We start from the raw sequence: 11771 nt of genomic DNA on the forward strand, positions 1-11771 counted from the left end.
GTCGAACAGGGTTTGCGGTCCGGGGTGCCCGGGCCGCAGGGTACCATGGCACGGCGTCGCCCGCCGGCTGAAGTTCATCCCATGTCGACACCTTCGGACCCCCAACCAGTTCCCGATGAGCCGGCAGAAGCCGGCGAAGCTATCGTCCTGGCGCCAGGCGCCACCGTACCCCCATCGGCCCTGCGATTTCGCCAGAGCCCTGCCTCGGGCCCGGGCGGGCAGAACGTCAATCGCCGGCACACGCGGGCGGAGCTTCGGGTCGGCATTCTGGACATCCGCATGCCGGTGCGGGCACGAAAGCGACTACGCGACCTTGCCGGCGATCGCATGACGGCCGACGGCACTCTGATTCTGATCTGTGAGCGAACCCGGTCTGCCCGGCGCAACCAGGAAGAGTGCCTTGAACGCCTCAAGGACCTGTGCCGCGAAGCGATGGCGGAACCCAAACGCCGGATCGCCACCCGCCGGACCAGGGGCTCGAACGAGCGACGTCTGAAGGCCAAGCGGGAAAACGCCGAACGAAAGCGGCGGCGTGAGGGGCCGGGTCGCGAAGGCTGATCTACCCTCGCAGCGTGCTGACCCTGGCAATCGAAGCAACGAATCCCAACGTGCCAACCCCGGGCGTGCTGTTGGCCCGAGTGCCTGCGGACGAGCAGCCGCCGGAAGTACTGGCCACACGTGGCCTGGCCTCCACCGGGCGTCACGACGATGTTCTGCTGCCATCCATCGCGACACTCTTCGATGAGGCAGGCATCGAGCCCCGCGAGCTTGACGAGGTGCTGGTGTCGATCGGGCCTGGTGGCTTCACGGCAACCCGACTCGCTTGCGTGACTGCGGCCGTTCTTGCCGAGGCCACCGGTGCCCGCGTGCGCGCGGCGGAGACAGCCCGCGTCGCGATTGAGACCGTGTTTCAAGATCATAATGTTGGCGGCTCGGTCGTGGTCGCGATGGCTTCCAAACACAATGACGCCTATGTTGCAAAGTTCGATCTTGCTCGTGGGACGTTCCTCAGTCGGGGCGAATCCGTCGGGCCGGCGGCTTTCGACACTCTGTTGTTACCGGGCGACCGGCTGGTGTTCGAAGGCCACTTGCCCCAGGGGATGCTCGAAATCGCGTCTTCTCGTGGTGTCGAGTGCATCCCGATGCGCCTGACGTCGGAAGGGCTTCTGGCATGCCGAGAGGTTGCCGAGATCGTGTCGATCGAGGCACTCCGCCCGATCTACCCGCGCGAGCCCGACGCGGTGACGCAGTGGCGTCGCCGCTATGGCTCGGCACCCGGCGACGCCTGATAAGGCGCATTCCACGGTTTTCGGACAGCGTCTACGGGCACGTTGGGCCGGATTTGCTGGATGCGCCGCCCAGCGGGCCGCGAACGTGTGAAGTTGGGCAAAGTGTGCGTCGATAGCCAACTCGTCCGGTGATGTGTGCGGACGGGAGAAACAACGTGGCCTCTCAAGATCAACAACAGCCTGACTGGACCGATAAGAAAGTCTTCACGACCGGAGAGGCCGCGTCGGTTTGTCGCGTCAACCAGCAGACCATCATCCGGTGCTTTGACAACGGGCGGCTTCATGGCTTTCGCGTGCCTGGATCGAAGTTCCGTCGCATTCCGAGGGATGAACTGCTGCGCTTCATGCGCGAGAACGACATTCCGACCGATGCGTTAGAAGGCTCCCGCCGTCGGGTATTGATCGTGGACGACGATCCGCAGATCGTCGATCTGTTGCACGAGATGCTGCGTCGCGACACCCGCTTCGAAATAGAGACTGCTTCGAATGGGTATGACGCAGGGTTGCTGACCGAACGGTTCCGGCCGCACCTCATCGTGCTCGACTACATGCTGCCCGACATCAACGGCGACGTGGTTTGCGAGCGCATTCGTGAGAACACGGACACGCAGAACACCAAGATCCTGTTCGTCTCCGGCGTTATCGAGAAGGATCGCATCGATCGGTTGTTGCGGGCGGGCGGCAGCGCGTTCCTGAAGAAGCCATTCACGGTCTCTTCCTTGCTTGATGAGATCACGCGTCTGCTCGATCTCAGCCGCGCACGGTCGTGAATGCAACTCCGGCGAGGCGACCGATGACCAACCCCGAACGTCCGCACCAGCAGGAACGAACTCAACAGATCGATCTGGTGCTTCAGCAGATCGACCAACTGCCCACGCTCTCTCCGATTGCCCAACGCGTCTTGAGCCTCGGCAGCGCGGCCGACGCCGACCTGACGGCCGTTGTCCGTGTTATCCAGAGCGATCCCTCCCTCACCGGGCGTGTACTTTCCATGTGCCAACGGGCCGAATTGGGGCTCGGGGATCGCGTGACAACGGTCGAGCGTGCCGTCGTCATGCTGGGGTTCGAGGCCGTTCGCGCCGCGATCCTCAGCGTGGCCGTGTACGACACGCTCGGTCAACACGCCGGCCAACTCGAGGATCGGCCCGAGGCCGAAGCCTTCCAGCACGACGCGTTCTGGCGGCATTGCGTCGCGTCTGCGAGCGCGGCCGATCAAATCGCCCGGGCACACCCACGGCTGGGCGTTTCTCCGGATGAGGCCTTCGTCGCTGGCTTGCTGCATGATCTTGGCAAGCTCGCTCTCGATCTGGTGCTTCCGCGGACGTATGGCAAGATCATGAGGCTGGCCGAGGAACGGGGGCTCTCGGCATCCGACGCCGCGAATCGCGTCATTGGCATCAATCACCACACCGCTGGCAAGAGGCTGGCCGAGCACTGGGAACTGCCGCTGGCGATCCAGGATGCGATGTGGCTGTACGGCCAGTCACCAGAGGCGCTGGGCGAGCTTCGGAACCGCGCGATCGTCGAGGTGGTCGGCGCCGCTCATCAACTGGCGCGGGCTCTGCACGTTGGCTGGAGCGGCGAATTCGATGCGTTTCCCGATATTGCCTCGATCGCGAACGACTTTGGTTTAGAGCAGAAAGCTCTCGAAAAGATCGGCGCGGTCCTGCACGAAGCGGTCGTCAACCGATGTGCGGATCTCGGGCTCGACAGTCCGCACAGCCCGAAGTTGCTGCTTGATTCGATCGCCCAAGCAAACGCGTGGCTGGGACGCGCGCATTCAAGACTGGAAAAGCAGGCCGAGTTGGCCACCAAGTGTGACTGCTCGCTCCGGGCGATCTCGAAGTTCCTTGCGGACCGGCCCGGCGGCAAGGGACTGACAAGCACGATCGGCGCCGTCGCCCGATCGGCATCAGGCGCGCTCAGCACGGCCCGCATGGCGCTGCTCATGAAGCGCAGTCCGGCGGATCCATGGCAACTGAGCTGGCTATCAATGGCCGGCGAATCCACCCGTGCGGCGGCCCTGACCGAGCCGTCCGGTATCGATCGCGTCTATCAGGCCCTGACCGAGATCTCCCGCACGCTCGATGCGCCGCTGACCCTGACACCCCTGGAGGCCTGGCTCGGCCGGACCGTGGTGGGCCGTCTGGGGGACGCAGAGGCCATCCGCGTCCTGCCGCTAACGCCCGGACGCATCGCCGATGCGCCGGCTGTGGCCCTCCTGCACGACGGCCGGGCGGCAACGGATCAGCAACGCGCCCTCATCGAAGCGTGGACATCCGCATTGGCGTCCGCCGCTCGGCAGGAATCGGCTCGACGACTGGGGGAACGGCTTGCCGACGCCAATCGCGCCCTCAGCGCGGCACAGGATCGACTGACTGAGGCGCAAGCGATGGCCAAACTCGGAGAGATGGCCGCCGGCGCCGCCCACGAGATGAACAACCCCCTGACGGTCATCAGTGGCCGAGCACAACTGCTGCTCGAGGCGGCCGACAACGAATCGGTCCGCAGTGCTGCCGGCGCCATCGTCGAGTCTTCGCACCTCTTGTCGGAGTTGATCAGCGCACTGCACATTTTCGCAGAGCCGCCCAAGCCGGTCCCTGAGAGCGTCGATGTCCGATCACTGCTCCAGTCCGTCGCGCGGACCATTCGCGACCGGATGGGCATGGGCGTCGAGTTGTCCATCGAGACCGGGGGCGGGCCGCAGAAAGCCACGCTCGATCCGAATCTGGTCGAGCGCGTCCTGACCGAACTGGTTGCAAACGCGGTAGAGACGGGCACACCGACGACGATGGCGGTCCGGATCGATCCACTGGATGACTGCCTGGTGTTCGAGGTCACCGATGCGGGTCCGGGTCTAAGCGAGCGGGCCCTTCGGCACGCGTTCGACCCTTTCTTCTCCGAGAAGCCCGCTGGTCGCCAGCCAGGGCTGGGCCTGGCCCGCGCCAGGCGGCTGGCCGAACTGCTCGGAGGCACGCTGACGGTCAGCAATGGCCGAGATTCCGGGGCTGTGGCGACGTTTTCTGTCCCGAATCCGATGCTCTCTAAGACGATACAGGACAGACACTTAGCCTTCCATCAGCACCCCGAAACGATTGGCTGAACGACCGAGCCGGTAATTTCGACTGGATCCGGACCTCCAAGGCGTCGATCCATGTCTCGGAATGACAGGCAGAGCCCATCGGAGGGGCTCTGCCGCGACCCGAGATTGCACGGAGAGTCCGTCACATGGCCAACGCCGCTCCCAACCCCTTCAACAACCCCTTTCGCGCGGCTTCTAGCGCCGGCGCAGCACCCCGCTCTTGCCGGGTGGCCATCGTCGCCGAGCAGCGTGACGTCGCCCGACTGCTGGCTGCCCAGACCAAGGCCGCGACCGACGCGATGCCCGCCGTCCTGACGTTTGATGAAGCCGACGACCTGTTCGCCCAGCGACCCGATCTGGTGCTCGTAGCCGCAGACGATGATGGCGTTCGCTGGCGTGCGATGGTCCAAGAGTTCCAGGGCCAGTTCCGCATGGCGCTGGCAGCCTTCTCGCCATCGCTCGACGATGCCGCCGAAGCCATGCGGCTTGGCATGGTCGATCTCCTCGTGCTGGACGTCCCCAGGCGGCAACTGGCTTCGCGCATCTCGGCGATGGCGCAACAGGCCACGATGGTCGCCGACCGGCGTGAATCCAACCCACTGGCCCTGACTCCGGCGATGAACGACGAATCCAGCGACTCGGACCTGATCACCGTTCGCGCCGAGTTTGGCGTGCTGGCCCGGCTGGAACTCGACGTCGAGAGCCTGCTGCGGACGACGTTGGAGTACGTCCTGCACAAGATCGGACCAACCAACGCGGCCGTATTCCTTCCCACCGCTGGCGAGGACTTCACGCTCGGGGCGTACGTGAACTACGACTGCCCGAAGGATTGCGTTGACATGCTGCTGGACCACGTCGCCGCGTCGGTTGCCCCGGCAATCGAGGCCGAGCCAGCCATGCGATTGCATCGTGGCGAAGACGCGTTGGACGAACTGATGGGCGAGCACGCCGCGTGGCTGACCGGCTGCGAGGCCGTGACCTTTGCGGCCGAGCATGACGGCGAACTGCTCGCGGCCGTGGCCCTGTTCCGAGATGATCGGGATCCGTTCGATCCTCGAACGATCAAGCGATTGTCGGTTGTTGGGGATATCCTGGCCCAGCAGCTCGCTCGGATCATTCGAGTGCATCACCGCCACCTTCCCATGGACCAATGGGAAGAAAACGAGGGGCACAGCGATGAGCCCCCGATGGCGGCGTAGCGAATCGCTTCGCCGGGCCTTGCATGGCGGTAAACTTGTGGCTGGAGGACCGCCCCGGACATGCTCGTCCATCTCGATCACGAAACGCCTGCGGCAGCCGACGACCCCGAGCCGGCGAGTAGCGCTGAAGAGCCCCCCGAACGCTCGGGCGAGGTCGGCCGTCTCATTGTTGATCTGTGCACCAGTTCGCTGACCGACGCAAAGTTGGGCCACTCGTCGCGAACGTGGCTCACCGAGCACGTCGTGCTGGTGGCCAACCGCCTTGGCGTGGAGGGCGAACTCCGCATCCGGGTGGTGGACGATGACGAGATGGCCCGGGCCCACGAACGGCACATGGGCGACCCCACCACGACCGACGTGATGACGTTCGACCTGGCCGAGGGCGCCGCCGAACGCGGCGCGCCCGTCGATGCCGATCTTCTGGTCTGCCTGGATGAGGCGGCCCGCAATGCTCGCGAGCGTGGCCATGCCGTCGAGCGAGAATTGCTGCTGTACATCGTGCACGGCATGTTGCATTGCCTGGGACACGACGACCACGATGAGTCGTCGTATCAGCGCATGCACGCGCTTGAGGACGAACTCCTTGAGGCGATCGGCGTTGGCGCGACATTCAGGCCTGCGACCGGGGGGCGCCCGTCATGAGCGCCATGGTGTGGTTCTGGATCGCGGTCGTTGCGGCGTTCATTGGTTGCGTGTTCGCCGTGCTACACCAGACGCTGCGGCACGCGCACCGCGTGGCGGGCGAGGATTGGCTGCGTGGCATCGCCGACGACGCGAAGCGGGCGCAGATACGCACGATCCTGGACAAGGCCGATGTCTCGGCGGGCGCGATCGCCTTACCACGCATTGCGTTCAGCCTGCTCGTCCCGGTTGCCGTGGTGCTGCACCTCTCGCTGCTGTTGAATGATCGCGATGCGGGCGGCGGTATCGATGTGGGCTGGCTTTCGCTCGTGCTTGGCATCGCCATCGCATCGCCGATATTGTGGGTCACCAACATGGCGCTGCCGGCGGCGATCGCCCGTCATGCATGGGGACCGACGCTGCGGTGCTCGGCTCCCTTGATTCGCGGGCTGATGATTCCCCTGCGGCCATTCGCGGGGCTGTATCTGTTCTTCGACGAGGTAGTCCGCCGTCTGGCGGGCGCCGACAGCGACGAGAACGATCGGGCCGAGGCCGAAATCCTGAGCGCGGTCGAGCAGGCCGAGCGGTTTGGCGGGGTCGATGAGACCGAACGCGACATGATCGAAGCGGTGGTCGAGTTCCGCTCGACGAGCGTCGACGAGATCATGACGCCACGAACGGCCATCGAAGCACTCGAGTACACCGACGACCTGGCCGAAGTAAAGCGATACGTCCGCGATAGCCACCACAGCCGCATTCCGGTCTATCGCGACAACCTGGACACCATCGCCGGCTTCCTGTATGCCAAGGATCTCCTCAAGTGGCTCGCCGAACCGGGCAACGGCCACGCCGAGCACTTCCACCTCCAGGACATCCTGCGCACGGCCCTGTTCATCCCAGAGACGAAGACCGTTCGCGAATTGCTGCGAGAGATGATCCAGAGCCGCGTGCACATCGCCATGGTGGCCGACGAATACGGCGGAACGGCCGGCCTGGTCACCATCGAGGACATCGTCGAAGAGGTCTTCGGCGAGATCCATGACGAGTACGAAGACGCGCCCGAGGACGAGCCGGAGGTCAAGATCGACCTCGAGAAGCGCACCGCCGAGATCGACGCCCAGGCCCACATCGACGACGCCAACGACGCCCTGCGGCCGCTGAACGTCGTGCTGCCCGAAGAGGACGATTACGACACCGTGGGCGGCTACGTGTCGACGCGGCTTGGTCGCATCCCCGACATCGGCGACGCCTGGGTCGAAGGCGACGTCCGGTTGATCGTCATCAGCGCCGAGCAGACCCGCGTGCGACGCGTCCGGCTGGAGCTGGTCGGCGAGCCCGCCGCGGTGAGCTCCGACGATGCCGAGGGATCCAGCGCGAAGTAATCGCTTGACTCGGGCGGCTCGTTGCGCTTTGCTGGGCCATGCGCATCATCGGCGGTCAGTACAAGCGGACGATCCTGAAGGGCCCCCCGGACGACAAGACGACCAGGCCGCTGCCCGATCGCGTGCGCGAGTCGATCTTCAACATGCTCCAGGGGCACCTGGTCGAGGGGCCAAGCGTCTTCGACGTGTTCGCGGGCACGGGCTCGTTTGGGCTCGAGGCCATCAGCCGCGGCGCGACGCGGGCGGTGTTCGTCGAGCGTGATCGGAAGATCCGTGAGATCCTGCGGGCCAACATCGCCAAGATCGGCGCGACGGCGATGACCGAGATCGTCGAGGGCGATGCGCTGGGGCCGTTGGCGCACGCGCGGTGCCCGAATCCGGTGACGATCGTCATGATGGACCCGCCCTACCCGCTGGCCCGAGACCCAAGGAGCTGGCAACGCGTGCTGGCCCAGGCGGGCAAGCTGGTGCAGAAGCTCACCGACGACGGCTACCTGCTGCTGCGCACGCCCTGGCCGTTCCTGCAACTGCCCGAGGCCGATCCCGCCGAGCCCGAGCCCATCCGCGGTAAGCGCGGCAAGCGCACGCCCGAGAAGGAAGAGGTCATCTCACTGAACCTCGACGATGGCTCGCTGGACACCCAGGACGTCGACGAGATCGAGGCGATGTTCGAGGCCATCGCGGCGGGTGAAGTGATCGAGGAGGATGACGAGGGCCCGAAGTTCATCGACGGGCCGCTTGAGATCGCCGGGGCGGTCGGGCCGGAAACGCACGAGTATGGGACGACGGCTGTGCATTGGTATCAGCGAGCGCAGTAAAACCCACGTCTTGCGACGTGGGCTCGTTGGGTCCAATCTGGCTCGAACGATCAGCCCAGCGCCGCGGCGCCCGACACGATCTCGTTCAGCTCGGTGGTGATCTGGGCCTGGCGGGCGCGGTTGAACTTGCGCTTCAGGGCCTTGCCCATCTTGCCGGCGTTGTCGGTCGCGGCCTTCATCGCCACCATTCGGGCGATGTTCTCGCTCACCACGGCGTCGTTGAACGCCTGGAACAGCGTGGTCTTGACCGTCTCGGGCAGGAGCTCGGCCAGCAGGCCCTCGGCATCGGGACTGAACTCGTACTGGGCCGAGAAGCCCTCTTCCTGCTTCTCGACCGCCGGTGGCTTGAGCGGCAGGAGCTGCACGACGGCCGGGCTCTGGCGGGCCACGCTCTGGTATCGCATGTAGACGAGGTTGACGCCCGTGATGCGGCCGGCCTCGAACAGCTCGATGTAGTGCTGAGCCAGTTCCTGGACGTCCTCGAACTCGGGGCGGTCGCCGAACTGGGTGTGGTGGCGGTGCACGTTCACGCCGTTGAACTTCATGAAGGCCACGCCCTTCTTGCCCACGACCTCGACGCGGGCGCTGCCCAGGGCGCCCTCGGAGCGCAGCTGCTTGATGGCGGTGCGGAGCACCGAGCCGTTGTAGGGGCCGCACAGGCCGCGGTCGCTGGTGATGACCAGCGTGAGGGGCTGGGCGTCGTCGCGGAAGCCGCTCTCGGGGCCCTCGATCAGCGGGTGGCTGACGTTGCCCGCCGTGGCGGCCAGCTCCTGGACGAGCTCGAAGATGCCCTCGGTATAGGGCTTGGTCGCCTCGGCCCGGCTCTGGCTCTTGGCGAACTTGCTGGTGGCGATCATCTGCATCGTGCGGGTGATCCGCTGGATGTTCTTGACCGCCTTGATGCGCTTCTTGATCTCACGGGTCTTGGCCATAGCGGGCGAGTATAGGCGGATCGGGGCCATACGGGCCGCTACGGCCGGCTCCGGCGACCCCGAACACGAGCCGTCCCAACGCCGGATGGGCCAAGGCTGGGCGGGCCGACCCTACTCCTCCTCGATCCCGTTTAGGATCCCTGGCCGCTGCGCCCCGGCCTTCTTCGAGACCGTCAGCATCGGCACGGCGATCTCCTTTGGCTCCAGCACCAGCCCGAGTGCTTTCTCGAGCTTGGCCCGCATCAACACCATGTCTTCCGGGTCGCTGGGGTCGAAGGCCGCGTGCACGCCGAAGTCGATGGCGTACCGGGCCTTCATGTCAAGGTCGGTGTCCAGCGGTGCGCCCAGCACGCCCTGCAACCACCAGCCGAAGCTGTGCAGGTCGGCGGCCTGGCCGGTAAACGTAAAGCCCGAGGTGCTGTAGCCGCCCGGCTCGACCGGATCGGCCTGGTTCATCTTCAGCCCTGCGTCGGCGGGGCGGACCTTGAAGCCGCGCACGGGCGTGTCGGTCAGCGTCGCCGTCATGTCCATGCCGTCGAGCACCATGTTCCGGATGAACGCGCGCTGGTCGCCGAAGGTCCGGGCGGGCAGGCGCACGATCAGGTCGTAGTGCTGGGCCTTTTCGTCGTCGTAGCCCTCTGGCATCGTGACCTGCCAGGGCTGGACCTCGAATACGAAGGTGATCAGTTCGAGCGGGCTCGAGTCGATGCTCGTGACGTTGGTCGGATCCCTGGCTGCGCGGAACATGCCGGTACCGACGGACTCGCGGAAGATGAGCTGGCCCAGGGGCACGTTGTATTCGCGGTCCAGTGGGTCCACGCCCGAGGTCATCATGCCGGCGCCGCGCGGCTCGGCGTGTGCTTCGGCTTCATCGTGCTTGCCCCCGACGTACTCCCGCAGCTTCTCACTCGTCAGCCTGTTGGGGTGCGTGATGGACGCGATCCTGCCCTCCTTGTCGACCACGATGGTCTTCGGGATGGCGCGCACCTGGTAGGCCTTGTGCATCGACTTGTCGGTGTCGAAGCCCAGCACGCTCTTCATCGGCCGCTTCTCGCGCAGGGCCAGGGTCTTCTCCTCGGGCTCGTCGGTCACCGAGATGAAGACGACCTCGCCCCGGAACTCTTCGGCCAGGTCGTTCATGTGCCCGATGGCGGCGATGCACGGCCCGCACCACGTCGCCCAGAACTCGACGACAACCGTCGTGCCCCGGAGCGATTCCCAGCTATATCCGTCGACGCCATCGGGCAACTGGCTCCACGCCTCGACGCTCAGCGGCGGCGCGGCGTCGCCAACCTTGAGCGGTTCGGCATCCTGCGCGAGCACGAGCGATGCCGACACGAACAATGCGAGAACCGACACCATCATGCGAACCATCCGGGCCTCCTTCGTGGCTGCCCACCCCTGCCAAGGGGCAGTATACCGCAGGCCCTTCGATGCACCAACGCGATTTGTTCGGCCGCGTGTGCCGAAGCTCAGCAGGCCCGGCGCCCTGGAATCGTGGGCGGCGTCGCCCCAGACGACGCGGGCGGCGCCAAGGCCTCGTCGGTGTCGTCCCCACGTGCGGCTTCACGCTCGCCCTGGGTCTGCATCGTCCCAAAGGGCACCGTCACCGGATACGACCACGGGCCCTTCACGCCCGTCGCCCGCATCGCGCGGACGCGGTAGAGCACCTGCTGCAGGCCCGCCGGCACGCCGTCGTCCAGGAATCGCTTGTCGCCCACGATGTCCATCGGCAGCCACTGGCTCACGCGGCCGTCCACGTCCATCGTCTGGCGCTGCACCTCGTAGAGCAGGCCGCCGCGGGCCGCGTCGTCGATGGTGAAGGTCACGAGGATCGAGCCTCCGCGTGTGAGCGTGTAATCGAAGCCGCCGGGCGCCGCCGGCGCGGGCCGGGGCCCGGGCTTCTCGGGCGGATCGATGCCCGCGGCGCTGTACACCCCCTTGGCGTGCTTCGCGCCCACCCGCTTGGCCTTGACGTCGACGCTGCCGATGAGCGCCCCGAACAGCCCACGCAGCTCGGCGAATGCCTCGCGCTGGCCGACGAAGCGGGCCCTGGCCAGCAGCCTCGCCCGCCGGGCCTTGTCCTGGGCCTCGGCGGCCTTGAGGACCTTCTCCAGCAACTGGCCGACCTCCGCCTCGGTGACGCCGAAGGCGCTGGGGTCGGCCGCCTCCTGCCATCGCTTCACCAGCACCTGGCACTGGGTCAGGAACTCGGCGTCTTTGCGCTTGGCCCGTCTGGACATGGCTGCGTCCTCCACCTTCTGCGATCCACTTGTTGATGGCATCGGCCATTCGCCCGCCCGACTCAAGCCCGGCACGCCGGGCGCGGCCCGGCCCCCGCCACCGGGCGTTCGACCAGCGCCCACCGTCGCCCCGCCCCCGGCGGACGGGGGTTTGGCCGGGGCCGGGGGCCCCGGGGGGGGGGCGCGGCGCGCGGGGGACCCCCCC

General features: G+C 66.3%; 11 protein-coding genes. 8 read left to right on the top strand and 3 right to left on the bottom strand.

The genetic code is table 11. The annotated features are described in order from the left end of the window. Nucleotides 1-81: 81 nt before the first annotated feature. The 8 genes from arfB (at nt 82) to RIE32_14590 (ending at nt 8391) form a co-directional block, all read left to right on the top strand. Nucleotides 82-558 carry an alternative ribosome rescue aminoacyl-tRNA hydrolase ArfB gene (gene arfB / locus RIE32_14555; protein MEQ9097472.1) on the top strand — a complete coding sequence of 159 codons (477 nt, stop codon included), beginning with the start codon at nt 82-84 and terminating at the stop codon, nt 556-558. Nucleotides 559-572: 14 nt separating this feature from the next. Then, entirely contained in the window at nt 573-1289 is a 717-nt protein-coding gene (tsaB, locus tag RIE32_14560) for a tRNA (adenosine(37)-N6)-threonylcarbamoyltransferase complex dimerization subunit type 1 TsaB (GenBank protein ID MEQ9097473.1), read from the top strand. Nucleotides 1290-1444: 155 nt separating this feature from the next. After that, nucleotides 1445-2059, top strand: coding sequence for a response regulator (locus RIE32_14565; protein MEQ9097474.1), 615 nt, complete (start codon nt 1445-1447; stop codon nt 2057-2059). Between the two features lie 23 nt (nt 2060-2082). Beyond that, nucleotides 2083-4392 (top strand): HDOD domain-containing protein, encoded by a 2310-nt coding sequence (locus RIE32_14570; GenBank protein ID MEQ9097475.1) that lies wholly within the window; start codon nt 2083-2085, stop codon nt 4390-4392. A 125-nt stretch (nt 4393-4517) separates the two neighbouring features. Next, a complete protein-coding gene (locus tag RIE32_14575) occupies nt 4518-5570 on the top strand; it encodes a hypothetical protein (GenBank protein MEQ9097476.1) in 1053 nt (350 codons plus the stop codon). A gap of 60 nt (nt 5571-5630) precedes the next feature. Next, nucleotides 5631-6212 carry an rRNA maturation RNase YbeY gene (gene ybeY / locus RIE32_14580; GenBank protein MEQ9097477.1) on the top strand — a complete coding sequence of 194 codons (582 nt, stop codon included), beginning with the start codon at nt 5631-5633 and terminating at the stop codon, nt 6210-6212. After that, nucleotides 6209-7573, top strand: a complete 1365-nt coding sequence (locus RIE32_14585) for a hemolysin family protein (protein MEQ9097478.1) — start codon at nt 6209-6211, stop codon at nt 7571-7573. The genes ybeY and RIE32_14585 overlap by 4 nt, the downstream gene beginning before the upstream one ends. A gap of 38 nt (nt 7574-7611) precedes the next feature. Next, nucleotides 7612-8391, top strand: a complete 780-nt coding sequence (locus RIE32_14590; GenBank protein MEQ9097479.1) for an RsmD family RNA methyltransferase — start codon at nt 7612-7614, stop codon at nt 8389-8391. A gap of 50 nt (nt 8392-8441) precedes the next feature. Here RIE32_14590 and atpG read toward each other — a convergent pair whose 3' ends face one another. The 3 genes from atpG to RIE32_14605 form a co-directional block, all read right to left on the bottom strand. Beyond that, on the bottom strand, nt 8442-9323 hold the full coding sequence (gene atpG, locus RIE32_14595) for an ATP synthase F1 subunit gamma (protein MEQ9097480.1): 882 nt from the start codon (nt 9321-9323) through the stop codon (nt 8442-8444). Nucleotides 9324-9434: 111 nt separating this feature from the next. Further along, nucleotides 9435-10688: a redoxin domain-containing protein gene (locus RIE32_14600; GenBank protein MEQ9097481.1), complete on the bottom strand. Its 1254-nt coding sequence runs from the start codon at nt 10686-10688 to the stop codon at nt 9435-9437. 107 nt (nt 10689-10795) lie between these two features. Further along, nucleotides 10796-11566 (bottom strand): hypothetical protein, encoded by a 771-nt coding sequence (locus RIE32_14605; protein MEQ9097482.1) that lies wholly within the window; start codon nt 11564-11566, stop codon nt 10796-10798. Between the last annotated feature and the right edge of the window lie 205 nt (nt 11567-11771).

The organism is Phycisphaerales bacterium, from assembly GCA_040221175.1.
Lineage (GTDB): Bacteria > Planctomycetota > Phycisphaerae > Phycisphaerales > UBA1924 > JAHCJI01.

Coding starts and splice junctions, on each gene's coding strand:
- ybeY (MEQ9097477.1), top strand. CDS start 5,631: ATGCTCGTCCATCTCGATCACGAAACGCCTGCGGCAGCCGACGACCCC.
- arfB (MEQ9097472.1), top strand. CDS start 82: ATGTCGACACCTTCGGACCCCCAACCAGTTCCCGATGAGCCGGCAGAA.
- RIE32_14570 (MEQ9097475.1), top strand. CDS start 2,083: ATGACCAACCCCGAACGTCCGCACCAGCAGGAACGAACTCAACAGATC.
- atpG (MEQ9097480.1), bottom strand. CDS start 9,323: ATGGCCAAGACCCGTGAGATCAAGAAGCGCATCAAGGCGGTCAAGAAC.
- RIE32_14585 (MEQ9097478.1), top strand. CDS start 6,209: ATGAGCGCCATGGTGTGGTTCTGGATCGCGGTCGTTGCGGCGTTCATT.
- RIE32_14590 (MEQ9097479.1), top strand. CDS start 7,612: ATGCGCATCATCGGCGGTCAGTACAAGCGGACGATCCTGAAGGGCCCC.
- RIE32_14605 (MEQ9097482.1), bottom strand. CDS start 11,566: ATGTCCAGACGGGCCAAGCGCAAAGACGCCGAGTTCCTGACCCAGTGC.
- RIE32_14600 (MEQ9097481.1), bottom strand. CDS start 10,688: ATGATGGTGTCGGTTCTCGCATTGTTCGTGTCGGCATCGCTCGTGCTC.
- RIE32_14575 (MEQ9097476.1), top strand. CDS start 4,518: ATGGCCAACGCCGCTCCCAACCCCTTCAACAACCCCTTTCGCGCGGCT.